Here is a 24,344-nt window from a genome sequence, read left to right on the forward strand (position 1 = left end):
CAAGCCTTTGGCCATCAGTTGGCCAAGTCGGTTCCCGATGCCAAGCTTAGCGCGGCCGCGCACGCGAGCGGGCAGAATTGCCCGTGCCGGTGTCATCACCCTGGTGCTGGCTGTCGGCCTGCTGTGGCTGGCTGACCGTATCTGGCCGCTGCCCATGCCAGGCGACGACCTGGCGCGGGTGGTGCTGGCCGAAGACGGCACGCCATTGTGGCGCTTTGCCGACGCCGAGGGCGTGTGGCGCTATCCGGTCAGCCCGGATGAGGTCTCGCCGCTGTACTTGCAGGCACTGCTGACCTACGAGGATCGCTGGTTCTATCGCCACCCAGGGGTCAACCCGCTGGCCCTGGCCCGCGCGGCCTGGCTGAACCTGCGCGGCGGGCGCGTGGTGTCGGGCGGCAGTACGTTGTCGATGCAGGTGGCGCGCCTGCTCGACCCGCATGACCGCACCTTGGCCGGCAAGCTGCGCCAGTTATGGCGTACGGCGCAGCTGGAGTGGCACCTGTCGAAGCGCGAAATCCTGCAGATCTACCTCGACCGCGCGCCCTTTGGCGGCACCCTGCAGGGGGTGGCGGCTGCCAGTTGGGCATATTTGGGCAAGTCGCCCAAGCACCTGACACCTGCCGAGGCGGCGCTGCTTGCGGTGCTGCCCCAGGCACCCAGCCGCCTGCGCCCGGACCGCCATCCCGAACGTGCCCAGCGTGCGCGCGACAAGGTGCTGCAACGGCTGGCCGAGTACCAGGTCTGGCCCGCCCAGCAGCTCAAGGAGGCCGCCGAAGAGCCCTTACTGCTGGCGCCGCGGCAAGAGCCGGCCCTGGCGCCGTTGCTGGCGCGACGGCTGAACACCGCCGGTAGCCCGCCACTGATTCGCACCACACTCGACGCGGCCCTGCAAAGGCGCCTCGAAGACCTGCTGCTAGGCTGGCGGGCACGCCTGCCGGAGCGCACGTCGGCGGCGATTCTGGTGGTGGATGCACAGACCATGGCGGTGCGCGCTTACCTGGGGTCGATCGACCTGGCCGATGAGCGACGCTACGGCCATGTCGACATGGTGCGCGCCTTGCGCTCGCCCGGCTCGACGCTCAAACCGTTCCTTTACGGCATGGCGCTGGACGACGGGCTTATCCACTCCGAATCGCTGCTGCAGGATGTGCCCAGGCGCTACGGCGATTATCGGCCTGGCAACTTCTCCATGGGTTTCAGCGGGCCGGTGTCGGCCAGTTCCGCCTTGGCCCTGTCGCTCAACCTGCCGGCGGTGCAGTTGCTGGAAGCCTATGGCCCGAAACGCTTCGCGGCGCAGATGCGTGTGGCCGGCGTGCCGCTGATGCTGCCGCCCCTGGCCGAGCCCAACCTGTCGCTGATCCTCGGCGGTGCGGGCAGCCGCCTGGAAGACCTGGTCGGCGGCTATGCGGCCTTCGCCCGAGCCGGCAACAGTGCGCGCATCCGCCTGCAGCCCCAGGAGCCGTTGCTGGAGCGGCGCCTGCTGTCGCCAGGGGCGGCGTGGATTATCCGGCGTATTCTCAGTGGCCAGGCGCGGCCGGACCGTGATCCGCACGCCGAGCTGGTGCAGCGCCCGCAATTGGCCTGGAAGACCGGTACCAGCTATGGCTTCCGTGATGCCTGGTCGATCGGCGTCGGGCCGCGCTACCTGATCGGTGTCTGGATCGGCCGCCCTGACGGCACGCCAGTACCTGGGCAGTTCGGCCTGGCCTCGGCGGCGCCGTTGATGCTTCAGGTGCATGACCTGCTGAGCAACCGCGACGCCCAGCGCGGTATCCGCGTGCCGGTCGAGCAGGTGCCCGATACCATCGGCGTGGCAGCCATCTGCTGGCCGCTGGGCCAGCCGATGAATCGGCAAGACCCCAACTGCCGTCGCCAGCGTTTTGCCTGGACCCTCGACGGCACCACACCGCCGACCTTGCAGGCAGCCGACCAACCGCTGGGGATGGGCTTGCGCGAGCGCGTCTGGGTCAATGCGCAAGGGCAGCGCGTCGATGGCAGCTGCCTGGGGGCCAAGGTACGTGACATCGCCCTCTGGCCTGCGCCGCTGGAGCCGTGGCTTCCCCGCGTCGAACGGCGTGCGGCGCGCTTGCCGGCAGTCGACCCGACCTGCCCACCGCAGGCGCCGGCGACTGCGCCACCTCTTTCAATCGTCGGTGTACGCCCAGGTGACAACCTGCGCCGCCCGGCAACCAGCAGCGAGCCGTTGCAGTTGCACGTTTCTGCCCTTGGCGGGGGTGGCCGGCGCTGGTGGTTCCTCAATGGCCAGCCGTTGGGCGAGACCCTGGGCCAGGACAGCCTGCTGGTGCGCTTCGACCGCGCTGGGCAGATCGAGCTCAGCGCGCTGGATGAAAGTGGCGAGACCGCGCGGGTGGCGTTTCAGGTCAGCGAGTAGCCGTTCGACGATTGCGGGGGTAGCACCTACGCTTTGCAAGTGACGGGTGTGACCGGCTGGCGCCGCGGTACCCGAGGGATCATGGAGCGTCCTATGCGTCCTCTGGTCGTGCCCCTGTTATTGCTGCCTTGGGCCCTGCTGGCCCAGGCAGAGGCGTTGCCGGTGTTTCTCGACAGCCATGAAAACGAGCGTCGGCTGCCTGCCGCCAACCTGCCAATAGACACCTACCGCCCCGACACTGCGCGCCTGCGGCTGGCGCTGCCCGATGCCAATACGGCGGGTTGGGCACCTGCAGACACCCGGTTGGTGTTGCACAAGGTGCGTTTCGAGGGCGGCACGGTGTTCCCCCTGAGCGAGCTGCGCGACCATTACCAGCCGCTGATAGGGCGCGAGACAACGCTGGGCGAGTTGCAACAGTTCACCGAGCGCCTCACCCAACGCTATCGGCAGGACGGTTATCTGCTCTCGTATGCCTACCTGCCACCGCAGGATATCGCAGACGGCCGCATCCAGGTGGAGCTGGTGGAGGGCTATATCCAAGGCTACCGGTTGCAAGGCGACATCGGTTCGGCCCGCCGTTACCTGGAGCAGTTGCTTCAGCGTTTGCAAGCCGAACGGCCGCTCACACGTGAGACGCTGGAGCGCTACATCGGCATTGCCGAACGTATCCCGGGCGTTGCGCTAGGCGCCGAACTGACCGTGGCGCATTCGCCTGAGGGTGCCGCTCACCTGACGGTGCATGCGCGGCGTAGGCCGTTTGCCGCTGGCATTACCGTAAACGATGGCAGCCGTGAGGACGCCCAGGCGCTGTTCACTGTGACCAGCAATGCCCAGACCCGCTATGCCGAACAGTTCCAGGCAAGCCTGCTGCTGCCTCCCGGGGATGATCAGGCCCATTACCAGCGTTTGGCTTACAGCCAGTACCTGGACGCCGAAGGCAGCCAGTTGCTGGTATCTGCTTCGCGCTATCGCAGCACACCGGGCACCCGTATCCGCCTGGATGACGGCAGCGCTCTCACCCAGAAGCGGGAAAGCGAGCGTTATTCGGTAGGCCTTGGTCAACCACTGATCGTCAGGCCGGATGAGTGGCTGACGGTGACGGGGCGCTTCTACGCGGTCAGCGAGCATCTCGAAGATCGGCCTGCGGGGCGTTTGCCGGTGCGCGAATACGACAACTACGTACGGGCGCTGTCCTTCGAGGGCAACTGGCGCAAGGCCGAGGCTCGCCGCTTGCGAATCGTCAGTGCCGGGGTCTATCAAGGCCTGGATTACCTCGGCGCGCGCAGCGACGCCGACTATGACCTCGACTTCTTGCGGTTGCGTCTTTCGGGATTGCAGAGCGACACGCTGTTCGACGCTTGGCAGGGGGTGATTTCGGGCGCCCTGTACTGGAGCGACGACACACTGCCCGACAGCGAACGGGCGGTGTTTGGCGGGCAGGGTTTCGGCCGTGGTTACCCCCGTGACCAAGCAGCGGGGGACAAGGGCTGGGGGGTGGCGTATGAGCTCAACTACAGCGTTCGGCACAGCGACGGCTGGCTGAAGGTGGTACAGCCTTATGCGGTGCTCGATGCTGCGCGTGCCTGGTACAACGCTGGCAGGGTCGAGGATGCCCGGATGACGTCGGCTGCGCTGGGGCTGCGGCTGGGGGATGGGCGTTACTTCAATGTTGCTGTGGAAGTAGCGAAACCTTTGGCGGATGCTGCCCTGGACAGCCTGAGCCGAACGCCACGCTTGACGCTCAGCTTCACTTATCAGATGCAATGAACCCCGCTCGATACGCTCCTACGCAACACCGGCGTTCGCGATCAATGCGCGGTAAAGCGCTGATGCACCGGTGAAGAGCTCGGCGTCAGCGCCAGCGCCAGTTGCGTGCGGTTGTGCATGTGGGTCAGGCGCAGCACTTGGGACACATAGAGCTTCACGGTGTTTTCAGTGATGCCCAGTTCGCAGGCGATCTGGTAATTGGTCTTGCCTTTGCTGACCAACCGCGCCACTTCCAGTTGGCGCGGCGACAGCTTCTCGAACACCGCTGGCAGCTCGCTTTCGCCTTCCTCGACATCATTGGCACGCCGATGCACACCCTGGCCGCGGGCCTTCTCAAGGTCGTGGTAGAGCTCGTCAACGGACGATGCCAGGTCTTGCAGGCGCTGGTTCAGGCCGCCCAGTTCCCTGAGGTTGCGCTGGCGTTCCAGCAATGCCTGCTCTTGGCGGCGAACGCCTTCGAGCAGTTCGTCGAGGTTCACGGGCTTTTGGTAGTAGTCGGCAAAACCTGCGCGCAAGGCGCGGATCACATCCTGCTTCTCCGCACGTCCTGTCAGCATGATCGCTTCGAACATGCGCTTGCTGCCGGCAATTTGCTTCAGTGCGCGGACCAGTTCGATGCCATCGCGCTGCGGCATGTGCAGGTCGCACACCACCAGGCCAATGCTGTGATCGGCCAGGTAGCGCTCGATGGCCTGGTCGGTGGAATTGGCAGGGACGCAAGGGTGACCTTGGCTTTCGAGAAATTCACACAGTTGCTCGACGATCAATGGCTGGTCATCGACCACCAATACCTTCACTTCACTCGACGGCTTGTTCACGATCAACTCCCTGTTCGTAAGCGGCCCTGCTCCCGGGCCAGACGCTCTGGCAGTTTAAAAGTAGTCGTAGTTTGCGAGTCTGTACAAGGCTCGTACAAGTTATCGGACCACAGATGTGATTATTGGATCCATACCGCTGTCAGAAGAAAGCCTGCCAATACGTAGGGCACGAAGGCCTGCTTGTCGCCCATCTGCTCCGTGAGGGCCTGCAAGCGCTTCTTTACCTTGGGGTTGAGCAGGGTCCACAACCGGCGACGGGTGAGCAGCCACAGCAGCACCGTGACGCCCGCCCCGATGAAGGTGCCGAGTACATACTGAGGGCTGGTGGCGAGGGCCAGTGCGCCCATCAGCTTGACGTCGTCGGCACCGAAGCGCCCGAGCATGTAGCCGGGTAGGGTCAGCAGCATGACGATGGCCAGCGCCCAACCGGCGTCGCTGGCCTCGGCGCCGATCCAGCTGTGGCCGGTAGCGAACAGCCAAGCCAGGGCGCAGGCCGCGACGCCGAGTGTCAGCAGGTTGGATATCTGGCGTTGACGCACATCCTGTTCGGAGCACAAGGCAAGCCACATCAAGAGAACAATGCTTTGCATTGGCAGGTCGCCTTCCCTAATTGTTGAACACTTCTACCCGGTCAGTCAGGTTTCCTTAACTGAAGATAGACGGGAACGTGCAGGGGAGTGCAGTTGGCAACGAAAAAAGGCGTGGTCGAAATGGATTATGTCGCGGTTGGCACAGCGCTTTTGGGGGCGGCCCTATCGCAATGCAAGGCCGCTCCCGCTAACTGCTACTTCTTGCTACCCGGCGGGTAGTTGGCCAATACCTTGGCCACGGTATTGTGAATGGCGGTATTGCGTTCCTCCGGGCTTGGCGGGTAGTTGTTCATGATCTGTTCGGCACTGCCACGCCACACCAGCTTGCCGTCACGCCCATCGAACATGTCGACCTGAATGGTGGCGACCTTGTAGTCGACACTGCGGGTTTCGTTGTACATCGGGCCGCCCCAGTAGCCGCCCCAGTAGCCACCCCACCCACCGCCGTAGTTGGTGGTGATCTGTTGCTGGCGCTGTTCGACGATCAGGTACGTGCGTACGTTCAGGTCAGGCCGTGCCGTGCCCTGCACCGGGCGCAGGCCACGCTGGTCGAGCTGGCCGGCAACCGCCTGGCGAATGCGCTGCTCGGTCAGGTCGCTCTTGATTCGGGGGTCGTCCGGGCGGTACTGCAAGCCGGGTTCTTGCCACGCCCAACTGCGGTAGGCGGCAAAATCGCGGCTGGCGTCGAAATCATGCTGGACGTTGTTGCTGGAGCAGGCCGCAAGTAATAGCGCAAATGACAGTAGAACGAGACGGCGCAACATGATGGTTCTCCGGTAGACGTTAACTGGGAGGATAGCCGCTGAGCGCCTTGTGCACAGAATCACGCAAGGCACTTTCGCGATCACGCGGCGAGTCCTTGTCGCTATTGCTTTCAGCACTGGCGCTCCACACCGGCTGGCCGTTGCGCGCGTCGAACAGATCGATGCGCACCACCATTACCTCGACCTCGTAGGTACGCACGATCGGTGCGCTGGCATAGGCACCGTAGCCATTGCGGTAGCCGCCATAACCGACGCCCCCGTAGGGGTAGGGGCCGTAGTAGGGGTCGTAGGTGTCATAGTCGCGCACTTGGCGCAGGCGTTTTTCCAGGCGCATGTCGGCGCTTACCAGTAGATCGCCGGTGCTGCCCCGTGCCGGGCGCAGGCCATGCTGGTCGAGCGCGCCGCTGATGGCATCGGCCAGTTGCGCCGGGTCGGCATTGGCCGTGCCGCTGGGCAACTGGCCGCCACGCCAGCTCCAGCTGCGATAGTGCCCATAGTCACGGGCCGGTGCCGGGTAGGCACTGGCGTCGAAGGTGGTGGCAGCCGCAGCAGGCGCGGGCGGTATGGGGCGGCCGCTGGCGACATACGGGTTGCTGCCCTGGCAGCCAGCCAGGGCGAGGGGCAGCAGGGCCAGGCACAACAGACGGTACGGCATGTATTCCTCCCGGCGGGCGGGGTCAGCGGGGGCGGCAGATCCAGTGCAGGTAGCGACCGAGCCCGGCAAAGCTTGGGTGCCTGCGGTGGGCCAGTTCCATTTCCAGAAGGTCGAGCAGTTCGGCCTTGGCCTGGAACTCCTTGGGCATGTAGTCGTGGAACACCCTGACACCACTCTGGCTTTCGACCTGCCACATAGGCTCAAGTTGCGCCTTGAGCTCACGTGGATCAAGTGGTTTCTGTGGGGTCAGGCTCTGCTTTTCACCTTCCAGGCGGTTGCTGCGCAACTTGCGGAAATGGCCCTTGAGCAGGTTGCGATAGACCAGCGCGTCGCGGTTGTAGAAGGCCAGCGAAAGCCACCCGCTGGGCGCGGTCAGCTGATGCAGCACGGGCAGGATGCTTTCGGGTTCGGCCAGCCATTCAAGCACAGCGTGGCACAGCACAAGGTCGTAGGGTTCGGTGAGTTGGCCGAGCAGGTCCTGCCACGGCGCCTGGATGAAGGTGGCCGTCTGGCCCGCTTCGGCAAAGCGCACACGGGCACCGTCGAGCATGGGCGCGGCGGGCTCGGCCAGGGTCAGCTGGTGGCCGCGCTCAGCCAGCCACAGGGCCATGTGGCCCAGGCCTGCGCCGATATCGAGAATGCGCAGCGGGCGGTCGGGCAATGTTTCGGCCAGGTCGGCTTGCAGCACGGCCAGGCGAATTGCACCTTTGGCACCGCCGTAGATCTTTTCGGCGAAGCGCGTGGCCAGTTCATCGAAGTGACGGTCGTTCATCGCGCGAAGCGCCTCTCGCTGTCGGCCAGTTTGGCCCGTACCACCTGGTCCATGTCCAGGCCCAGCTCGCTGCACAGCAGCAACAGGTAAAGGACCACATCGCCCACCTCCTGGCCTGCGTGGGCGAGTTTGTCGGCGGGCAACTGGCGGGATTGGTCTTCGCTCAGCCACTGGAAGATTTCCACCAGCTCGGCCATTTCGACGCTGGCGGCCATGGCCAGGTTCTTCGGGCTGTGGAAGCCGCGCCAGTCGTTGTTGTCGCGGATCTTGTGCAGGCGTTCGGTGAGTTCTTGCAGGTTCATCGGGGCTCTCCTAATGCCGCATAGCTTCGGCGCAGGTCCGATGCAAAGCAAGAGGATTCGGGGGCGGCTGCGCAGCCGCCACACGGCCTAGAGCTGGTCCCAACGCCCGAGCATGTGCAGCAACTCCCCATGCCCATCCAGCCGCAGTTCCCCAGCGGGCCCTGCCTCACTGGCACTGAGCACCACCTCCGATGGCAACCGCACCGGCTTCAGGAAATCCACCTCGAAGCCATAGCCACTGTTCGGCAGGTGCCCGCGCAACGCCGCAAGCGCCATGGCCTGGCTCCACATGCCATGGGCAATGGCCTTGGGAAACCCGAACAGTCGCGCACTGGCGGCGCTCAGGTGGATGGGGTTGTAGTCCCCGCACACCTTGGCATAACGCCGGCCGATATCGCTGTCTGCATACCAGCGGCTCGCCTCTGCCAGTGGGCCCGGTTCGTGCTCTGCCAGCTCACTGGCCTGGCCTTCCAGGTGCAGCCCGCGTACCAGCATGCGGCTGGTTTCGCGCCAGAGCAGGCCCAAGCCATCTTCGGCTTCGGTGATCAGGTCGAAGGTGCCGCCCTTGGCATGAGGTTGCAGGTTGTCGGCGTACACCGCAAACCGTAACCCATCGATGCCACCCAGGGGGCGCAGCACCTCGATACGGTTATACAGATGCACCAGCCCGAGCAGTGGGAAGGGGAAGTCGTGGCCGGTCAGCAGCTGCAACTGGAGGGGGAAGGCCATGACATGTGGATAAGTGCCCGGCAAGCGGCCATCGTCGGTGAAGTGGCAGAGCCGGCGGTAGGCCGCAAGGTTGTCGGGCTGGGCCCGAACGACGCAGCGCAGGCCTGTGTTCGGCAGGCTGTCGCCGCTGATTTTGCGTTTACTGGCCGCGCGCAGGTAGAGGCTGGCGCGTGAGTCCGGGGCGTGCAGGTCGTGCCAATGTCTGCTCATGGTCAGGCTCCCATCAGTGCCTGGCCACAGACCCGCAGGACCTGGCCATTGACCGCACCGGAGCCCGGCTGGCTGAGCCAGGCGATGGCCTCGGCGACATCCTGTGGCCGCCCGCCCTGGCCCAGTGAGCTCAAGCGGCGCCCGGCCTCGCGCAGCCCCATGGGCATGGCGGCGGTCATGTGCGTTTCGATGAAACCTGGGGCCACGGCATTGATGCTGGCACCGCGCTCGGCGAGCTTTGGCGCCCAGGCTTCGGCGAAGCCGATCAGCCCGGCCTTGCTCGCCGCGTAGTTGGCCTGCCCACGGTTACCGGCGATGCCACTGACCGAGGCCAGCAGGGTGATGCGCGCGTTGTCACCGAGCGCGCCAGCGTCGTACAACGCCTGGGTGAGCACCTGCGGCGCCTTGAGGTTGACCGCCAGCACGGCGTCCCAGTATTCCGGGGTCATGTTGGCCAATGTCTTGTCACGGGTGATGCCTGCGTTGTGCACCACGATGTCGATACCCCCAGGCAGTGCTTCGAGCAGTTGCGCTGCTGCGTCGTTGGCGCAGATGTCCAGGCCCAGCGCCTGGCCGCCTAGCCGCGCGGCGAGGGCTTCGAGGTCTTGCCGCGCTTGCGGCACATCCAGCAGCACCACTTCAGCGCCGTCGCGCGCCAGGGTTTCGGCGATGGCCGCGCCGATACCGCGTGCCGCACCGGTCACCAGGGCGCGACGGCCGCCAAGCGGGCGGGTCCAATCCTCGACCTGGCTGGCGCAGGTTTCAAGGCGCAGGACCTGGCCAGAAATGAACGCGCTCTTGGGCGAGAGGAAAAAACGCAGGGCACCTTCCAGTTGGTCTTCCAGTTGGTCTTCGGCACCTTCAGCGAGATACAGCAACTGCGCGGTCGCACCGTTGCGCAGCTCTTTGGCCAGCGAGCGGCTGAAACCTTCGAGTGCACGTTGCGCGACACTGGCCAGTGGGTCGTCGAGGCTCTCCGGGGCGCGGCCGAGAATCACCACGTGGGCGCAAGGCGCCAGGCTGCGCAGCAATGGCTGGAAGAATTCGCGCAACTGCTTCAATTCGTCGCTGTCGGACAGATGAGTGGCATCGAACACCACGGCCTTTAGCTTCGGCCCCAGGCCCGCCACCCAGGCCTGTGCCTGCAAGCCTTCGGCATTGAAGCTGTAGAGTTCGTCGGTGAGGCGCGGGGCGATGGCCTCGACCCGGCTTGTCAGTGGCCCGCCACCGATTACCAGGGCGCCCTCCACCGGGCGCAGGCGGCCGGCCTGCCAGCGCTCCAGCGGGGCCGGGTGTGGCAGGCCAAGGGCATCCACAAGGCGGCGGCCGAGGTTGGAGTTGGCAAAGCCGAGGTAGCGATCGCTCATGAGTGGGTCTCCCTGAAGGCAAGCTTGAAAGTGTGGACCAACTTTGTGGCAAGGTCGTTCGAATGCGGTAAAAACACCTAGGCTGTACGGTTTAAATTGTTTCAGGAGGAACATGCGCATGCGTTCACCTCGCCGGGTCGCGATCCTGGGCGGCAACCGAATCCCGTTCGCCCGCTCCAATGGTGCCTACGCCACCGCCAGCAACCAGGCGATGCTGACCGTCGCCCTCGAGGGCCTGATCGAGCGCTACCGCTTGCATGGGCTTCAGCTGGGCGAAGTGGTGGCAGGCGCGGTGCTCAAGCATTCGCGTGACATGAACCTGACCCGCGAATGCGTGCTCGGTTCACGCTTGTCGCCGCGCACACCGGCCTACGACATCCAGCAGGCCTGCGGCACGGGGCTGGAGGCTGCACTGCTGGTGGCCAACAAGATTGCCCTGGGGCAGATCGACAGCGGCATTGCAGGCGGCGTGGATACCACCTCCGATGCGCCCATTGCCGTCAATGAAGGGTTGCGCCACATCCTGCTGGAGGCCAACCGCGGCAAAAGCCTGGCTGAACGGCTCAAACCTTTTCTCAAATTGCGCCCTGGCCACCTGAAACCTGAGTTACCCCGCAATGGCGAGCCGCGCACAGGCCTGTCGATGGGCGAGCATTGCGAGCGAATGGCACAGGCCTGGCAGATTGAGCGCAGTGCACAGGACGAACTGACCTTGCTCAGCCATCAACGGTTGGCAGCTTCTTATGCCGAAGGTTGGCAGGACGACCTGCTCACGCCATTTCTGGCGTTGGGCCGTGACAACAACCTGCGCCCGGACCTGACCCTGGAACAACTGGCCAAGCTCAAGCCAGCCTTCGACCGCAGCGGCCTGGGCACGCTGACGGCAGGCAATTCCACGCCGTTGACCGACGGCGCTTCGCTGGTGCTGCTGGGCAGCGAAGCCTGGGCGCAGGAACAGGGGCTCTCGGTGCTGGCCTATCTGGTGGACGGCGAAACCGCTGCGGTGGATTTCGTCAACGGCCGCGAAGGCCTGTTGATGGCGCCGGTGTATGCGGTGCCGCGCTTGTTGGCGCGCAATGGCCTGACCCTGCAAGACTTTGACTACTACGAAATCCACGAAGCGTTCGCTGCCCAGGTGTTGTGTACGCTCAAGGCCTGGGAGGACGCGGACTATTGCCGTGAGCGGCTGGGGCTGGACGCAGCGCTTGGCGCGATCGATCGCAGCAAGCTCAACGTCAAGGGCAGTTCGTTGGCGGCGGGGCATCCGTTCGCGGCGACGGGAGGGCGGGTGCTGGCCAACCTGGCCAAGCTGCTGGCGACGGCAGGCAAGGGGCGCGGGTTGATCTCGATCTGTGCGGCGGGTGGGCAGGGGGTGACGGTTATCGTCGAGCGGTGATCTTGCGGGAGGGCGCCACAGTCATCCCCCCAGCTGTTAGGCTTGTCCGATCAGAACTACAAGAAACCGCCATGCCGATCATCGGACACCCACGGCCCATCCCCGCATTGGACCATCTGCCCAGGCCGCTGTATGCCCGCGCCGAAAGCCTCGGTGCCGGCTCCTGGACCACCCGCCATCAGCACGATTGGGTGCAGTTCTCCTACGCCATCAGCGGCGTGCTGGGTGTATACACCCGCGAAGGCAGCTATTTCGCGCCCCCCCAGTGGGGCGTGTGGGTGCCTGCGGATGCCGAACACGAGGTGGTGACATCGATGCAGGCCGAAATGCGCAGCCTGTACGTTCGCCGCGATGCCTGCCCGTGGGCACCGGAGCACTGCCGGGTGCTGGAGGTGACGCCGTTGGCGCGGGAGTTGATCAAGCAGTTCTGCCTGCTCCCGGCAGACTACCCGGAAGGGGACAGCGCCGAGGCGCGATTGGTCGCGGTGCTGCTCGACCAGTTGCGCACGTTGCCAGAGGTGGGCTTTTCGTTGCCGCTGCCACGCCATCCCGGGTTGCTGGCGCTGTGCAATGGCCTGATCGCCGCGCCAGACCAGCCACAGACCCTGCAGCAATGGGCGCAGCAATTGGCATGTTCGGAAAAGACGCTGATGCGGCTGTTTCAGCGGGAGACCGGGTTGAGTTTTCGCAATTGGCGGCAGCGTATGCGGCTGTTGTCATCGCTGGCGTTGCTGGAGGCGGGGGATAACGTGACGGAGGCGGCGTTGGGCTGCGGTTATGACTCGACCTCGGCTTACATCGCAGCGTTCAAGCAATTGTTCGGGGCGACGCCGGGGGAGCTGAAGTTTTAACCTCCAGCGCCCTGTACCGGCCTAGGTGAACCCCAGAGGCCGGTAACAGAGGCCGGTTGGCCGATCAGGTGCGGAAGCGTCGCACCAGTGCATCCAGTTCGTTGGACAGCCCTGCCAGGCTTTGTGAGTCCTGCCGCGCAGCCTGGGCAAGTTCGGCCACCAACTGCGCATCGCCGTGGATCTGGCTGATGTGCCGGTTGATGTCCTCGGCTACCTGGTGCTGCTCTTCGGCGGCCGTGGCGATCTGCGTGTTCATGTCGCGAATCACATCCACCGACTCACGGATCTGGCCAAAGCTGTCGCGGGCCAGGCCAATGCGGCTGACCGACTGCTGCGACACTTCCAGGCTGGCGTGCATCTGCTCGGCGACTTCGGCAGTGCGGCTGGCCAGGTTGCCCAGCAGGCCGTCGATCTCGGCGGTGGAGTCGGCAGTACGCTTGGCCAGCGCCCGCACTTCGTCGGCGACCACGGCGAAGCCCCGGCCCTGTTCACCGGCGCGGGCGGCCTCGATCGCGGCGTTGAGCGCCAGCAGGTTGGTTTGCTCGGCAATCGAGCGGATGGTGCCGAGGATCGACTGGATGGCGTTGCTGTCGCGCTCCAGCTGCTGGATCGACTGGGCCGACTGCTCGATTTCCTGGCTCAGGCGATCGACGCTGTGCACCGCCGCATCGATTTGCTGCTGGCCCTCACGGGCCTGCTGCTGGCCGCTGTCGGCCGACTGCGCCGCCTGGCTGCAGGAGCGGGCGACTTCGTTGGCGGTGGCGACCATTTCGTGGAAAGCGGTGGAAACCATGTCCACGGCTTCACGCTGGCGCCCGGCAGCCTCGGCCATGTCGTTGGACACCTGGGTCGAGCTGGTGGAGGTGCTGAGGATCTTGCTGGCTGCAGCGCCGATGTGCTGGATCAGGCTGCGAATCGCGCCGAGGAACTGGTTGAACCAGTTGGCAAGCTGGGCGGTTTCGTCACGGCCGCGTACTTCCAGGTTGCGGGTCAGGTCGCCTTCGCCCTGGGCAATGTCTTCCAGGCCACTGGTAACGCTGTTGATCGGGCGCACGATCAGCTTGGCGAAGGCCGCACCGACCACGGCGAACAGTGCTGCCAGCACCAGGGCGATGGTGCCGATCAGCCACGTCAGGCGGGTGGTGGTCTGCATCACCTCGCTCTGCTCGATCAGGCCGATGAAGGTCCAGCCCAGTTGTTCGTCGGGGTAGATGTTGGCCATGTAGCGCACGCCGTTCAGCTCGACCTCGACCAGGCCTTTACCTGCCTTGGCCAGGGCGGCATAGCCGTCGCCGAAGCTGCCCAGTTGCTTGAAGTTGTGGCTGGCATCGCGCGGGTCGACCATCACGTTGCCGTTGTTTTCCACCAGCATCAGGTAGCCGCTTTCACCCAGCTTGATCTGCTGGACGATCTGCGTCAGGCCCTTGAGCGAAACGTCGATGTTGACCACGCCGCCTGGGTTGCCAAGCTGGTTGGCCACGGCGCGCACGGTGCTCACCAGCACGGCGTCGTCGGCAGCCCAGTAGTAGGCGCCGGTACGCAGGGTCTTGCCTGGGTTGGCCATGGCCAGTTGGTACCAGGGGCGAGGGCGCGGGTCGTAGTTGACGAACTTCTGCCCCGCCGGCCAGCCGACATAGCCGCCGTCACTCACACCGTAGGAAAGGTAGGCGTAACCCGGGTGCGAATCGGCCAGGCGGGTGAAGAATTCGAGCACTTGCTTGTCCTGATCGCCCAGTTCATATGACGGGTTGGCGCTCATGAACTTGTTCAGGTTGTTGCCTGTGGCCGCGATCATCGGTTGCGAAGCCAGGTATTCGACGTTCTGGTTGATGCCCTGGAAGAAGATGTTCATCGCGTTGCTGACCTGGCGAATTTCCCGGCTGCTGCTGTCGAGGAATCCATCGCGGGCTTCGCCGCGCAGGTTGAGGACCACCAAGGTGGCCACGAGAACGATGGGCAAGCCGGCGATGACCGCGAATGCCCAGGTCAGTTTCTGTTTGATGCTCATCGACGCTCCCGGAATTTTTATATTGTCGACACACGAGGCAGGTAGTTACTGCATCGGCAGCGCCCGGGATTAGATGAAGGCAAATGCCCGTATTTATTAGGGAATGTCGCAGCAGGCGATGATTCGGTCGTGTTTAGGCGAATATGGCATACCAAAGCCTCGCCGCGTGGCTCAGCGGCAACATTCGCTCACCTTGCCGTTGGCCAGATCCTTGAGGATCGGACAGTCCGGCCGCTCATCCCCCTGGCAGTGGGAAACCAGATCGCCGAGGGTATCGCGCAGGCTCACCAGCTCTTCGATGCGCCGGTTCAGCTCGTCGATATGCTGCATGGCCAGCGCCTTGACGTCGGCACTGGCGCGCTGGCGGTCTTGCCAGAGCGTCAGCAGTTTGCCGACCTCTTCCAGGGAAAACCCCAGATCGCGCGAGCGCTTGATGAACGCTAGGCTGTGCAGGTCTTCTGGCTGGTACAGGCGGTAGCCGCTGTCGCTGCGGGTGGCCGGCTTGAGCAGGCCGATGGACTCGTAATAGCGGATCATCTTGGTGCTGAGCCCGCTGCGGCGGGCGGCCTGGCCGATGTTCATGGAGCCTCCTGGGCGCTGCTGGTGGGTTTCCAGGTCTTCAGCCACAGCGCATTGCTGACCACACTGACGCTGGACAGGGCCATGGCGGCGCCGGCCAGTACCGGATTGAGGTAACCCAGCGCGGCCAAGGGGATACCGACCAGGTTGTAGATGAACGCCCAGAACAGGTTCTGGCGGATCTTCGCGTAGGTCTTGCGGCTGATCTCCAGGGCGGCCGGTACCAGGCGGGGGTCACCGCGCATCAGGGTGATGCCAGCGGCCTGCATGGCCACATCTGTGCCACCGCCCATGGCGATGCCGATGTCGGCCGCGGCAAGGGCCGGGGCATCGTTGATGCCGTCGCCTACCATCGCCACCACGCCGTCCTCTTTGAGCGCCGTCACCGTGGCGGCCTTGTCGGCTGGCAGCACTTCGGCGTGCACGTCGTCGATGCCGAGGGCGTCGGCAACCACTTTGGCGCTGCCGCGGTTGTCGCCGGTCAGCAGGTGGCTGCTGATGTGTTGTGCGTGCAGGGTATCGATAGCCTGCGCAGCACCCGGCTTGAGGCTGTCGCCGAAGGCGAACAGGCCCAGCACCCGGGGTTGTGCGCCGCGCTCGACAAGCCACGACAGCGTACGGCCTTCGGCTTCCCAGGCGTGGGCCTTGGCGGCCAGGCCACCGGGTTGCAGCATGCTTTCATCAAGCAGGCGGCGATTGCCCAGGGCCAGATCACGGCCTTCCACGTGCCCGGCGATACCCCGCCCGGTCAGCGACTGGCTGTCGACCACCGTAGGCACCTCCAACTGCTGCTCGGCGCACGCATCCAGCACGGCCTTGGCCAACGGGTGCTCACTGCCGCGCTGAAGGGCGCCGGCCAAGCGGTGCAACTCGGCGGTGCTGCCGACCAGTGCCTGGCTGTGGACCACCCGGGGGCTGCCGGAGGTGAGGGTACCGGTCTTGTCGAAGACCACCCGGTTGACCGCATGGGCACGCTCCAGGGCCTCGGCGTCCTTGATCAGGATGCCGTGGCGGGCGGCCACGCCGGTGCCGGCCATGATCGCCGCCGGCGTGGCCAGGCCGAGCGCACAGGGGCAGGCGATCACCAGCACGGCGACCGCGTTGATCAGCGCGGTTTCCAGCGGGGCACCGGCCAGCCACCAGCCAATCAGGGTGACCAGCGCGATCACCAGCACGGCCGGGACAAAGACCTGGCTGACCCGGTCCACCAGCTTCTGAATGGGCGCCTTGGCCGCCTGGGCATCTTCGACCAGGCGGATGATGCGGGCCAGCACGGTTTCGGTACCCAGTGCCTGGGTGCGCACCAGCAGCCGACCTTCACCATTGATGGCGCCACCGGTAACGGGGTCGCCAGGTTGTTTGGGCACCGGCAGGCTCTCGCCGCTGATCAGGGCCTCGTCGGCGTGGCTGCTGCCTTCCTCGACTTGGCCATCGACCGGGAACCGTTCACCGGGTTTGACCGCTACCAGGTCACCGAGCCGCAACTGGGCGATCGCCACATCTTCCTCACGGCCATCTATCACGCGCACCGCGCGTTCGGGGCGCAGGGCTTCAAGGGCGCGGATGGCGCTGGCGGTCTGGCGCTTGGCGCGGCTTTCGAGGTATTTGCCCAGCAAGACCAGGGCAATGACCACGGCCGAGGCTTCGAAGTACAGGTGTGGCGCCATGCCGGCCGGGGCTTGTGCCCATTGGTACAGGCTCAGGCCGTAGCCGGCACTGGTGCCCAGGGCCACCAGCAGGTCCATGTTGCCGGCACCGGCACGCACGGCCTTCCAGGCCGCCACATAGAAGCGCGCACCGAGAATGAACTGCACGGGCGTTGCCAGCACAAACTGCGCCCAGGCGGGCAGCATCCAGTGCAGGCCGAAGGGCTGCACCAGCATCGGCAACACCAGCGGCAGGGCCAGCAGCAGGGCAGCAGCGACGGCCAGGCGTTCGTTGCGCAGGCGGCGCTGGGCATCGCCCTGCTCATTCTTGCCCGCATGCGGCAGGCTGGCGCTGTAGCCGGCCTTTTCCACGGTGTTGATCAAAAGGCTGTCGTCGAGGGCCGCGAGCACCTTGAGGTGCGCGCGTTCGCTGGCCAGGTTGACGCTGACCTGCTCGACCCCGGGCAGTTTGCCGAGCGCGCGTTCGACACGGCCGACGCAGCTGGCGCAGGTCATGCCGCCGATCTGCAGCTCGACGGTGCGGGTGGGTACGCCGTAGCCGGCTTCACGCACGGCGTCGAGCAAGGCCGGCAGGCTGCTGGCCGGGGCCTGGACCCGGGCCTGTTCGGTGGCAAGGTTGACGCTGACCTGTTCAGCGCCGTCGACCTTACGCAGGGCGCGCTCGACGCGGCCGGCACAGCTGGCGCAGGTCATGCCGGAAATCGGCAGGTCGAACGTGGTGGATGCGGGCATGGCTGTCCTCCTTGGATTGGCCTCCAGCATCAACCTTGCCACGTAGGCAAGGTCAATAGCCGAGGCCGGCGCGCTTCAATTCCAGCCCATTGTGGCCCATGGCAATCCGGTATTTGTTGATCTGGCCCGCCTGCAGGTTCAAACGCGTGCTGCGCTGGTCTTCGATACCCGCAGCGCAACCGGGCGCTTGCCCTGGCAGTAGGCGCAGGCGCACATCCACTGGGCCGGGTGGCAGGTTGAAGGAGGTGGACTGCTCCTGGAACACGCGCCCGGAAAGCTGGTCGTTGAGGTAGACGCCAATTTCGCAACTGGTGGCCACTTCCAGGCGCTCTCGGGAGATGATCAATACGCTGTAGTCCGAGTTGCCCTCGGCGCTGGCCGGTGGCACCGCAGCCAGCGCGCTCAAAAGCCCGACGACGCCCAATGCTGCCCTGAACATGAATAATCTCCTGCTTGCCTGATCGTCAAAGGCGCAGCTTGGCCGACGTGAGCGCGGATTTCCAGCCCAGGCGCTTGCAAGGGCTTGACCTTGACCCGATGGCAAGCTTGAAACTGCGTCAAAACCTGAAGGAGGTAACCCCATGCAAGTGTTCAATGTACAAGGCATGACCTGTGGCCATTGTGTCAAAGCGGTGACCCGGGCAGTGCAGGCGCAAGATGCCGCGGCTCAGGTCGAGGTCGACCTGGCGGGCAAGCAGGTGCGGGTGCAGAGTGCGATGGCGGTGGAGCAGATCCTCACGGCGATCCGTGATGAGGGTTATCAAGCCGAAGTGGCCTGATGCCCAGGGGCGCTTGGTGCCCCTTTTGTTGCAAATGTTTTCATGCTGATGGAGCCCTTAGCAGGTAGACTTACGCACTTGCTTAGCCTGCTATGGATTCCTGATGAACCTGCGAATGGTGCTGATCCTGGGCGCATTGAGTGCGTTCGGGCCTTTGGCGATCGATTTTTACCTGCCCGCCTTCCCGGCCATGGCGCAGGCTTTCGCCACCGATGAAAAACACGTCCAGACCACCTTGGCCGCCTACTTCCTTGGCCTGTCCATCGGCCAGTTGGCGTATGGCCCGGTGGCCGACCGCTTCGGGCGGCGCAAGCCTCTGCTGTTTGGCGTGACACTGTTTACCCTGGCCTCGCTGGCGTGCGCCTATGCGCCCAACCTCGATACCCTGGTGTTGGCGCGGTTCGTCCAGGCGCTGGGCGGCTGCGCCGGGATGGTGCTGTCGCGGGCGATCGTCAGTGACAAGTGCGACCCGGTGGCGTCGGCCAAAGTGTTTTCGCAACTGATGCTGGTGATGGGCCTGGCGCCGATCCTCGCGCCGATGCTGGGCGGGGTGTTGGTGAACCTGGCGGGCTGGCAGTCGATCTTCCTGGTGCTGAGCCTGTTCAGTGCCGCCTGCCTGCTGGCGGTCAGCCTGGGCCTGCCCGAGAGCCTGCCGGCGGACATGCCGCGCCAACCGCTGTCGGGGGCGTTGCGCCAGTACCTGCGCCTGCTCAATGACCGGGTGTTCCTCGGCCATGCCTTGACCGGTGGTATTGCCATTGCCGGTATGTTTGCCTACATCGCCGGCTCGCCTTTCGTCTTCATCAAGCTGTATGGCGTGCCTGCCGAGCATTACGGCTGGTTGTTCGGCACCAATGCGGCAGGTTTTATCCTCGTGGCGCAGGTCAATGCACGCTTGCTGGCCAAGCGTGGCCCGGCTTTCTTGCTGGTGCGCGCAGTGTGGATGTACCTGGCCGCAGGTTTGCTGTTGCTTGGCGTTGCCGCGCTGCGGCCGAGCCAATTGTGGCCGCTGCTGGTGCCGTTGTTCGTGTGCATCGCAAGCCTGGGCTGCATCATCCCCAATGCCTCGGCCTGCGCCATGAGTGGGCAGGGTGCACGGGCAGGCAGCGCCTCGGCATTGATGGGCTGCCTGCAGTTCAGCGTCGCCGCGGGCGCAGCGGCATTGGTCGGGTTGTTGCACGATGGCAGTGCGGTGCCGATGACACTGGTGATCAGCCTGTGCGGGGCACTGGTGGTCAGTGTCGCGCTGCTGACCCGGCGCTTGCAGGCCAGGCGGCCTGCGTAAGCGGGTGGGGCGCCTGCAGGCGGGTTTCCAAGGTGGCGACGAAGGCACGTGCTTCGGCCTCGCTGCGGAAACTGACCACGTGTTGGTCGAGCTGAACCTGCCAGGGGCAGATCGGGTTGCGGCTCGACGCACTGACGACAATTTTCATCGCGGCATACCTCCAATGGGGTTGAGAGCGGATGAAGTGTAGCGCTGTGCCCTGTGCATGCCATGACCGGTATCTGCGTTCTGACTGACGGTCAGTGGCGCTGTTATTTCCCACATTACTTCATGCTGCCCGGGTGTAATGCCTGGAAGCATGTAGAAGCTTCGCTTTTGTTTGCGCTATTTATGGAAGCCTGCTGTCGGTCGCATCCGAACGTACTCCGGGCGATTTTTCCTCATGCCCTGTCTGTGCCCCGCAAAGTTCTGGGGCATTGTTCATCTGCGCGGTTTCGGCGCGTTCCACGAACCTGCACATCATCTCGCATGGGTAGGCATACCCAATGGACTTCAGACAGGCGGGCCGCATCCGCTGGCTGCCTGAGTGGGGTTTTCTGCGGCTTATACTGGCCCCAGAGCCAGTGTCAGCGAGAGGGGTTTCCCTGCCGGTGCTGGCAATTATCAGGCAGGCGATCCGCGTTGCCAGGGTTGGCCATTGCATCCACATGTGAACGTGCAGGGAGTTACAGGGATATGAACGCAGTCAGCAGTATCAGCCAGATCGCCAGCCTGATGGCCGACCCAAAGCGCAGTGCCATGCTCTGGGCGTTGATCGACGGCACGCCGCGCCTGGCGAACGAACTCGCGATGATGACCGGGTTGACGTCATCCTCCGCTTGCGCCCACCTTTCGTTGCTGTCTTCGGCCGGTTTGCTCAGGCACGAAGCGCGCGGGCGTAAACGCTACTTCCGCTTGGCGACCCCGCAGGTGGGGGCTGCGGTGGAGGCATTGGCCAGCGTGCAGTTGTGCAGCGCCAAAGCGCACCCGCCCGAGGCGACTGCCACGCAACTGCCTATGTCGCTACGCAGGGCGCGGCGTTGCGGTGACCATCTGGGGGGGGGAGCTTGCCGGCGAGTTGTACCACCGCCTGGTGGCGGCCGGCTGGCTGGAGGGCACCGACCGTCAACTGGTGGTCAGTGAGCGAGGGCGGGCCGAGCTGGCGCTGGTGGGTGTCTACATCGACGCCCTGGCGCCACACCAGCAACGGGGTTGCGTGATCTGCCGCTGCACCGACTGGAACAACCAGGGCCCTCACCTGGGGGGCGTGCTCGGGCAGGCCCTGTTCAGGCTGTTTCTTCAGTCTGGCTGGATGCGCGAGTCCGAGGATACGCGGGCATTGCATATCTCGGCGCTGGGCATCCAGCACATCAATCGCATTGCCCGCGTCACGACGTTGCAGGTCGGCTGACCGCAACGCCACCCGCCAATCAGACCAGCCGCGCGTCCAGGCTGTTTTGCGCCAGGCGGCGGGCCTGGTCTTCGGTCATGCCCAGGTGGGTGTGCAGGGCATGGAAGTTTTCGGTGACGTAGCCGCCGAAGTAGGCTGGGTCGTCCGAGTTGACCGTGACCTTCACACCGCGTTCGAGCATGTCCAGGATGTTGTGCTGGCGCATGTGGTCGAACACGCAGAGCTTGGTGTTCGACAGGGGGCAGACGGTCAGGGGGATCTGCTCGTCGATGATGCGTTGCATCAGGCGCTCGTCTTCGATGGCGCGCACGCCATGGTCGATGCGTTTGATCTTCAACAGGTCCAGGGCTTCCCAGATGTATTCGGGCGGGCCTTCTTCACCGGCGTGGGCAACGGCGACGAAGCCTTCGCTGCGGGCGCGGTCGAACACACGCTGGAACTTGCTAGGCGGGTGGCCCATTTCAGAGCTGTCCAGGCCTACGGCGATGAACGCATCGCGGAAGGGCAGGGCCTGGTCGAGTGTCTTGTGCGCTTCTTCTTCGCTGAGGTGGCGCAGGAAGCTCAAGATCAGGCCACTGCTGATGCCCAGCTGGTCACGGCCATCCTTGAGCGCCTGGTTGATGCCGTTGAGCACCACTTCAAAAGGGATGCCGCGGTCGGTATGGGTTTGCGGGTCGAAGAACGGTTCGGTGTGGATGACGTTCTGCGCCTTGCAGCGTTGCAGGTAGGCCCAGGTCAGGTCGTAGAAGTCCTGCTCGGTACGCAATACATCCGCGCCCTGGTAATAGAGGTCGAGGAATTCCTGCAGGTTGTTGAAGGCATAGGCGCCACGCAGTGCCTCTACATCGGCCCAGGGCAGGGCGATCTTGTTGCGCTCGGCCAGGGCAAACAGCAGCTCGGGCTCCAGCGAGCCTTCCAGGTGCAGGTGCAGTTCGGCCTTGGGCAGGGCGTTCAACCAGTCATACATAGGTGGTTATCTCGATCAGGTACGGTTGCCGCCATTCTACAGGGCCTGGCCAGGCAATGCGCCCGGCCAGGCCCTGTGTTGGCTCAACCGGCGATCAGTTGCGCGGCGGCCTGGCGGTGGTTGGCGATCAGGCCCTGGATATCCAGGCCTTCGATCTGGCCGTCGACCACCCGCCACTGGCCACCGACCATGACCCGGTCGGCGCGGTCGGCTCCGCACAGCAGCAGCGCCGACAGCGGGTCATGGCTGCCCGAGAAGCGCAGCTCGTCGAGTTTGAACATCGCCAGGTCGGCTTGCTTGCCAACGGCCAGCTCACCAATGTCCTGGCGCCCGAGCAGGCGTGCCGAACCCCGTGTCGCCCAACCCAGGGCACGCTCCGGGGTGATCTGCTCGGCGCCATAGCGCAGGCGCTGCAGATACAGGGCCTGACGGGCTTCGAGGATCATGTTGGAGGCATCGTTGGAGGCCGACCCGTCGACGCCCAGGCCCAGCGGGGCGCCGGCGGCTTCAAGGTCCACGGTCGGGCAGATGCCCGAGGCCAGGCGCATGTTCGAGCTCGGGCAGTGGCAGATGCCGGTGCCGGCCGCACCCAGGCGGGCGATTTCGTCGGCATTGAAGTGAATGCCGTGAGCCAGCCAGGTGCGTGGGCCGAGCCAGCCGACGCTGTCCAGGTAGTCCACTGTGCGCAGGCCGAAGCGTTGCAGGCAGAAGTCTTCCTCATCGAGGGTTTCCGCCAGGTGGGTGTGCAGGCGCACGTCCAGTTCTTCGGCGAGCGTGGCACTGGCCCGCATGATTTCAGGCGTGACCGAGAAGGGCGAGCAGGGCGCCAGGGCAATCTGGATCTGCGCACCGTCACCGCGCTCATGGTAGCTGTGGATAAGCCGCTGGCTGTCGGCAAGGATCACCTCGCCCTGTTGCACCGTTTGCTGCGGGGGCAGGCCGCCGTCGTCTTCGCCCAGGCTCATCGAGCCGCGGGTCAGCATCGCGCGCATGCCCAGCTGGCGCACCACGTCGACTTGCACGTCGATGGCATTGTCCAGGCCTTGGGGGAACAGGTAATGGTGATCGGCGGCGGTCGTGCAACCCGACAGCAGCAGTTCGGCCAGTGCTACCTGGCTGGCCAGCGCCAGTTTCGCGGGGGTCAGGCGTGCCCACACCGGGTACAGCGTCTTCAACCAAGGGAACAGCGGCTGGTTGACCACAGGTGCCCAGGCCCGGGTGAGGGTCTGGTAGAAGTGGTGGTGGGTGTTGATCAGGCCCGGGGTGACCACATGCTCGCGGGCATCGAACACGTGGTCGCAGGGTTGGCTGGGGCTTTCGCCGAGGGCCAGAAGCTGTGTGATACGGCCGTCTTCGATGACCAGCCCGCCACGGGCGTCGGTGTCGTTGGCGGTGAAGATGGCAAGCGGGGATTTCAACCAGATGCGGGTCGCAGGCATGGTGCCGGCTCCTCTGAAAGTGGGTTCAGGTTAGCCAGCTCAGTGTTGCCCTGTCTGCTGATCCAGGTCCGCCGCGGGGGCGAGGCATCGAGTCTACTGCCTCGCCACGCAGCTTTCAATTCACCAGGTCAGGGGCTCACCTTTGTAGTTGATGAAGCGCAGGCCGCCCTTGCCGCTTTGCGCCTTGATCTGCTCGAGCATGCCGCGGGTGCTGGTGAGTACGTCGATCTCGGCGTTCTCGCCGCCCATGTCGGTCTTCACCCAGCCAGGGTGCATGGCCAGTACGCAAAGGCCGGGGCGCTGCTGTTCGACGACGAAGCTGTTGATCATCGAGTTCAGCGCCGCCTTGCTGGCTTTGTACAGGCAGACTTCACCGCCGTCCGGCACGGTCACGCTGCCCAGGATCGAGCTCATGAAGGCCAGCACGCCGCTGCCCTCGCGAACCTGGCCGACCAGGCGCCGGGCGACGCGGATGGGCGCCACTGCGTTGGTCATGAACAGGTCGCCGATGTCCTGGTTGCGGACGGTTTCCAGGTCTTGTGGCAGCGGGCCCATGACGCCGGCGTTGACGAACAGCAGGTCGAACACTTCGCCTTGCAGGCGTTGCTTCAGCCCGTCGAGCTGCGCGGTGTCATTCATCTCCAGCTGCTCGATGCGCACACCGGGGACACTGGCCACGGCGCCGGCCTTTTGCGGGTCGCGCACCGTGGCGATGACGTTCCAGCCGTCCTCTTGCAGGCGTTGCACCAAGCCCAGGCCAAGCCCACGGGAGGCGCCGATGATGAGTGCGGTTTTTGCGGTGGCCATGTGGACGCGCTCCTTGATCGATTGCAAAAGAAAGGTATTGAGGATACTGCAGACTGGCAGTTGCCGCCTTGCCCGCCT

At 64.9% G+C, this 24,344-nt stretch carries 22 protein-coding genes and 2 pseudogenes; 7 read left to right on the forward strand and 17 right to left on the reverse strand.

The annotated features are described in order from the left end of the window. Window positions 1-37 precede the first annotated feature (37 nt). Together pbpC and LOY26_RS02940 are read left to right on the forward strand one after the other, a co-directional pair. Window positions 38-2,392 (forward strand): peptidoglycan glycosyltransferase PbpC, encoded by a 2,355-nt coding sequence (pbpC, locus tag LOY26_RS02935; protein WP_186660685.1) that lies wholly within the window; start codon window positions 38-40, stop codon window positions 2,390-2,392. A gap of 93 nt (window positions 2,393-2,485) precedes the next feature. Next, on the forward strand, window positions 2,486-4,159 hold the full coding sequence (locus tag LOY26_RS02940) for a ShlB/FhaC/HecB family hemolysin secretion/activation protein (RefSeq protein ID WP_258714380.1): 1,674 nt from the start codon (window positions 2,486-2,488) through the stop codon (window positions 4,157-4,159). 41 nt (window positions 4,160-4,200) lie between these two features. Here LOY26_RS02940 and LOY26_RS02945 read toward each other — a convergent pair whose 3' ends face one another. The 8 genes from LOY26_RS02945 to LOY26_RS02980 form a co-directional block, all read right to left on the reverse strand. Further along, window positions 4,201-4,977, reverse strand: coding sequence for a response regulator transcription factor (locus LOY26_RS02945; protein WP_186660689.1), 777 nt, complete (start codon window positions 4,975-4,977; stop codon window positions 4,201-4,203). 119 nt (window positions 4,978-5,096) lie between these two features. Beyond that, entirely contained in the window at window positions 5,097-5,567 is a 471-nt protein-coding gene (locus LOY26_RS02950) for a prepilin peptidase (protein ID WP_033703378.1), read from the reverse strand. A 194-nt stretch (window positions 5,568-5,761) separates the two neighbouring features. Further along, window positions 5,762-6,331 (reverse strand): DUF4136 domain-containing protein, encoded by a 570-nt coding sequence (locus LOY26_RS02955; RefSeq protein ID WP_095065365.1) that lies wholly within the window; start codon window positions 6,329-6,331, stop codon window positions 5,762-5,764. A gap of 19 nt (window positions 6,332-6,350) precedes the next feature. Then, window positions 6,351-6,986, reverse strand: coding sequence for a DUF4136 domain-containing protein (locus tag LOY26_RS02960; protein WP_186660693.1), 636 nt, complete (start codon window positions 6,984-6,986; stop codon window positions 6,351-6,353). A gap of 22 nt (window positions 6,987-7,008) precedes the next feature. Then, on the reverse strand, window positions 7,009-7,758 hold the full coding sequence (locus LOY26_RS02965) for a methyltransferase domain-containing protein (RefSeq protein WP_186660695.1): 750 nt from the start codon (window positions 7,756-7,758) through the stop codon (window positions 7,009-7,011). Next, the gene (locus tag LOY26_RS02970) at window positions 7,755-8,060 is read right to left on the reverse strand and encodes a MazG-like family protein (protein WP_033703374.1); all 306 of its coding nucleotides are present in this window, start codon (window positions 8,058-8,060) and stop codon (window positions 7,755-7,757) included. The genes LOY26_RS02965 and LOY26_RS02970 overlap by 4 nt, the downstream gene beginning before the upstream one ends. Window positions 8,061-8,147: 87 nt before the next feature. After that, window positions 8,148-8,999 (reverse strand): MaoC/PaaZ C-terminal domain-containing protein, encoded by an 852-nt coding sequence (locus LOY26_RS02975; protein WP_186660697.1) that lies wholly within the window; start codon window positions 8,997-8,999, stop codon window positions 8,148-8,150. A 2-nt stretch (window positions 9,000-9,001) separates the two neighbouring features. Then, complete coding sequence (locus LOY26_RS02980; RefSeq protein ID WP_047583500.1) at window positions 9,002-10,366, reverse strand: 3-oxoacyl-ACP reductase; 1,365 nt, start codon at window positions 10,364-10,366, stop codon at window positions 9,002-9,004. 118 nt (window positions 10,367-10,484) lie between these two features. Between LOY26_RS02980 and LOY26_RS02985 the strand changes: the two genes are divergently transcribed. Further along, complete coding sequence (locus LOY26_RS02985) at window positions 10,485-11,762, forward strand: acetyl-CoA C-acetyltransferase (protein WP_186666271.1); 1,278 nt, start codon at window positions 10,485-10,487, stop codon at window positions 11,760-11,762. Window positions 11,763-11,833: 71 nt separating this feature from the next. Beyond that, window positions 11,834-12,613, forward strand: coding sequence for a helix-turn-helix transcriptional regulator (locus LOY26_RS02990; protein ID WP_033703371.1), 780 nt, complete (start codon window positions 11,834-11,836; stop codon window positions 12,611-12,613). A 64-nt stretch (window positions 12,614-12,677) separates the two neighbouring features. Here the strand turns inward: LOY26_RS02990 and LOY26_RS26960 are convergent, their stop codons facing one another. The 5 genes and pseudogenes from LOY26_RS26960 to LOY26_RS03010 all read right to left on the reverse strand — a co-directional run bounded on the left by LOY26_RS26960 (window position 12,678) and on the right by LOY26_RS03010 (window position 18,038). Next, window positions 12,678-13,445: a methyl-accepting chemotaxis protein gene (locus LOY26_RS26960; protein ID WP_371921802.1), complete on the reverse strand. Its 768-nt coding sequence runs from the start codon at window positions 13,443-13,445 to the stop codon at window positions 12,678-12,680. A gap of 90 nt (window positions 13,446-13,535) precedes the next feature. Further along, a pseudogene (locus LOY26_RS26965) lies at window positions 13,536-14,621 on the reverse strand (cache domain-containing protein); the annotation flags it as partial. 171 nt (window positions 14,622-14,792) lie between these two features. Beyond that, entirely contained in the window at window positions 14,793-15,203 is a 411-nt protein-coding gene (cueR, locus tag LOY26_RS03000; RefSeq protein ID WP_033703368.1) for a Cu(I)-responsive transcriptional regulator, read from the reverse strand. Further along, window positions 15,200-17,599: a heavy metal translocating P-type ATPase gene (locus tag LOY26_RS03005; RefSeq protein WP_258714381.1), complete on the reverse strand. Its 2,400-nt coding sequence runs from the start codon at window positions 17,597-17,599 to the stop codon at window positions 15,200-15,202. The genes cueR and LOY26_RS03005 overlap by 4 nt, the downstream gene beginning before the upstream one ends. A 52-nt stretch (window positions 17,600-17,651) precedes the next feature. Then, complete coding sequence (locus LOY26_RS03010) at window positions 17,652-18,038, reverse strand: hypothetical protein (RefSeq protein WP_186660708.1); 387 nt, start codon at window positions 18,036-18,038, stop codon at window positions 17,652-17,654. A 142-nt stretch (window positions 18,039-18,180) separates the two neighbouring features. Between LOY26_RS03010 and LOY26_RS03015 the strand changes: the two genes are divergently transcribed. Together LOY26_RS03015 and LOY26_RS03020 are read left to right on the forward strand one after the other, a co-directional pair. Next, a complete protein-coding gene (locus tag LOY26_RS03015) occupies window positions 18,181-18,378 on the forward strand; it encodes a heavy-metal-associated domain-containing protein (RefSeq protein ID WP_033703365.1) in 198 nt (65 codons plus the stop codon). Window positions 18,379-18,481: 103 nt separating this feature from the next. Beyond that, a complete protein-coding gene (locus LOY26_RS03020; protein ID WP_033703364.1) occupies window positions 18,482-19,663 on the forward strand; it encodes a multidrug effflux MFS transporter in 1,182 nt (393 codons plus the stop codon). On the opposite strand, the gene LOY26_RS03025 is transcribed toward LOY26_RS03020, so the two are convergent. Continuing rightward, on the reverse strand, window positions 19,614-19,811 hold the full coding sequence (locus tag LOY26_RS03025; RefSeq protein ID WP_033703362.1) for a hypothetical protein: 198 nt from the start codon (window positions 19,809-19,811) through the stop codon (window positions 19,614-19,616). The two genes, LOY26_RS03020 and LOY26_RS03025, sit on opposite strands and share 50 nt — an antisense overlap. 527 nt (window positions 19,812-20,338) lie before the next feature. Here LOY26_RS03025 and LOY26_RS03030 point away from each other — a divergent pair. Continuing rightward, window positions 20,339-21,053: pseudogene (locus tag LOY26_RS03030) on the forward strand (transcriptional regulator). A 19-nt stretch (window positions 21,054-21,072) separates the two neighbouring features. Here LOY26_RS03030 and LOY26_RS03035 read toward each other — a convergent pair. The 3 genes from LOY26_RS03035 to LOY26_RS03045 form a co-directional block, all read right to left on the reverse strand. After that, window positions 21,073-22,020, reverse strand: a complete 948-nt coding sequence (locus tag LOY26_RS03035; protein ID WP_186660710.1) for an adenosine deaminase — start codon at window positions 22,018-22,020, stop codon at window positions 21,073-21,075. A gap of 83 nt (window positions 22,021-22,103) precedes the next feature. Further along, on the reverse strand, window positions 22,104-23,459 hold the full coding sequence (locus LOY26_RS03040; RefSeq protein WP_186660712.1) for an 8-oxoguanine deaminase: 1,356 nt from the start codon (window positions 23,457-23,459) through the stop codon (window positions 22,104-22,106). Window positions 23,460-23,579: 120 nt separating this feature from the next. Further along, a complete protein-coding gene (locus LOY26_RS03045) occupies window positions 23,580-24,266 on the reverse strand; it encodes an SDR family oxidoreductase (protein ID WP_186666279.1) in 687 nt (228 codons plus the stop codon). Window positions 24,267-24,344: the final 78 nt, after the last annotated feature.

It is taken from the genome of Pseudomonas sp. B21-047 (assembly GCF_024748775.1).
Taxonomy (GTDB): domain Bacteria; phylum Pseudomonadota; class Gammaproteobacteria; order Pseudomonadales; family Pseudomonadaceae; genus Aquipseudomonas; species Aquipseudomonas capeferrum.

Bases quoted from the DNA above. Each gene is read 5' to 3' on its own strand.
- pbpC (WP_186660685.1), top strand. From the start codon at position 38: ATGCCAAGCTTAGCGCGGCCGCGCACGCGAGCGGGCAGAATTGCCCGT.
- LOY26_RS02940 (WP_258714380.1), top strand. From the start codon at position 2,486: ATGCGTCCTCTGGTCGTGCCCCTGTTATTGCTGCCTTGGGCCCTGCTG.
- LOY26_RS02950 (WP_033703378.1), bottom strand. From the start codon at position 5,567: ATGCAAAGCATTGTTCTCTTGATGTGGCTTGCCTTGTGCTCCGAACAG.
- LOY26_RS02955 (WP_095065365.1), bottom strand. From the start codon at position 6,331: ATGTTGCGCCGTCTCGTTCTACTGTCATTTGCGCTATTACTTGCGGCC.
- LOY26_RS02960 (WP_186660693.1), bottom strand. From the start codon at position 6,986: ATGCCGTACCGTCTGTTGTGCCTGGCCCTGCTGCCCCTCGCCCTGGCT.
- LOY26_RS02965 (WP_186660695.1), bottom strand. From the start codon at position 7,758: ATGAACGACCGTCACTTCGATGAACTGGCCACGCGCTTCGCCGAAAAG.
- LOY26_RS02970 (WP_033703374.1), bottom strand. From the start codon at position 8,060: ATGAACCTGCAAGAACTCACCGAACGCCTGCACAAGATCCGCGACAAC.
- LOY26_RS02975 (WP_186660697.1), bottom strand. From the start codon at position 8,999: ATGAGCAGACATTGGCACGACCTGCACGCCCCGGACTCACGCGCCAGC.
- LOY26_RS02980 (WP_047583500.1), bottom strand. From the start codon at position 10,366: ATGAGCGATCGCTACCTCGGCTTTGCCAACTCCAACCTCGGCCGCCGC.
- LOY26_RS02985 (WP_186666271.1), top strand. From the start codon at position 10,485: ATGCGTTCACCTCGCCGGGTCGCGATCCTGGGCGGCAACCGAATCCCG.
- LOY26_RS02990 (WP_033703371.1), top strand. From the start codon at position 11,834: ATGCCGATCATCGGACACCCACGGCCCATCCCCGCATTGGACCATCTG.
- LOY26_RS26960 (WP_371921802.1), bottom strand. From the start codon at position 13,445: ATGGCCGAGGCTGCCGGGCGCCAGCGTGAAGCCGTGGACATGGTTTCC.
- cueR (WP_033703368.1), bottom strand. From the start codon at position 15,203: ATGAACATCGGCCAGGCCGCCCGCCGCAGCGGGCTCAGCACCAAGATG.
- LOY26_RS03005 (WP_258714381.1), bottom strand. From the start codon at position 17,599: ATGCCCGCATCCACCACGTTCGACCTGCCGATTTCCGGCATGACCTGC.
- LOY26_RS03010 (WP_186660708.1), bottom strand. From the start codon at position 18,038: ATGTTCAGGGCAGCATTGGGCGTCGTCGGGCTTTTGAGCGCGCTGGCT.
- LOY26_RS03015 (WP_033703365.1), top strand. From the start codon at position 18,181: ATGCAAGTGTTCAATGTACAAGGCATGACCTGTGGCCATTGTGTCAAA.
- LOY26_RS03020 (WP_033703364.1), top strand. From the start codon at position 18,482: ATGAACCTGCGAATGGTGCTGATCCTGGGCGCATTGAGTGCGTTCGGG.
- LOY26_RS03025 (WP_033703362.1), bottom strand. From the start codon at position 19,811: ATGAAAATTGTCGTCAGTGCGTCGAGCCGCAACCCGATCTGCCCCTGG.
- LOY26_RS03035 (WP_186660710.1), bottom strand. From the start codon at position 22,020: ATGTATGACTGGTTGAACGCCCTGCCCAAGGCCGAACTGCACCTGCAC.
- LOY26_RS03040 (WP_186660712.1), bottom strand. From the start codon at position 23,459: ATGCCTGCGACCCGCATCTGGTTGAAATCCCCGCTTGCCATCTTCACC.
- LOY26_RS03045 (WP_186666279.1), bottom strand. From the start codon at position 24,266: ATGGCCACCGCAAAAACCGCACTCATCATCGGCGCCTCCCGTGGGCTT.